Here is a 685-nt window from a genome sequence, read left to right on the forward strand (position 1 = left end):
GATACGCTTGAGTCGTATCTCAAATTTGTCAGCTTGATTCACATTGTTAAAGAGCAGTTAGAGCCATAAGCCCTAAGCTGTAAGCTTTAAGCGGCCCTGGCGGGCTTCTCAAAACCTATAGCTTAGCGCTAACAGGAGACTGTTGGACGGGTTTTGCTGACAGCTTATAGCTTACGGCTTCCAGCTTGAGGTGGTGGAGCCTACCGGGATCGAACCGGTGACCTCCTGCGTGCAAGGCAGGCGCTCTCCCAGCTGAGCTAAGGCCCCTGAACATCAGCTTTAAGCTGGAAGCTTTAAGCTGTAAGAAAAACCAACACCACGCCTGGCGGGTTTTACTTAAAGCTGACAGCTTATGGCTTACAGCTTGTGTTGGTGGGTCTGGGCAGACTCGAACTGCCGACCTCACCCTTATCAGGGGTGCGCTCTAACCAACTGAGCTACAGACCCAGCACCATACTAACTGCTAAGCCTTCGGCACTCGGTCGGTCGACCTCACCCTCCTTTCCATTAAGGTCAGGGGGTGCGCTCCAACCCACTGAGCCACACACTTGGCTAAAACTGGGTCTCAACCCAAACAGTCTTTGCTCTGGCCGATCAGGTAATTCATTGTGAGCACTTGCTCGAACGCGATGACGCGTCGTTTAAGGAGGTGATCCAGCCGCAGGTTCCCCTACGGCTACCTTGT

General features: G+C 53.0%; 2 tRNA genes. Both read right to left on the reverse strand.

The features are described from left to right. Nucleotides 1–191 precede the first annotated feature (191 nt). Nucleotides 192–267, reverse strand: a tRNA-Ala gene (locus tag HR9077_RS20015). Nucleotides 268–370: 103 nt separating this feature from the next. Beyond that, a tRNA-Ile gene (locus HR9077_RS20020) sits at nt 371–447 on the reverse strand. Nucleotides 448–685: the final 238 nt, after the last annotated feature.

Origin of the sequence: Modicisalibacter radicis (assembly GCF_900961225.1) — a bacterium.
In the GTDB taxonomy this organism is placed as follows: Bacteria; Pseudomonadota; Gammaproteobacteria; order Pseudomonadales; family Halomonadaceae; genus Modicisalibacter.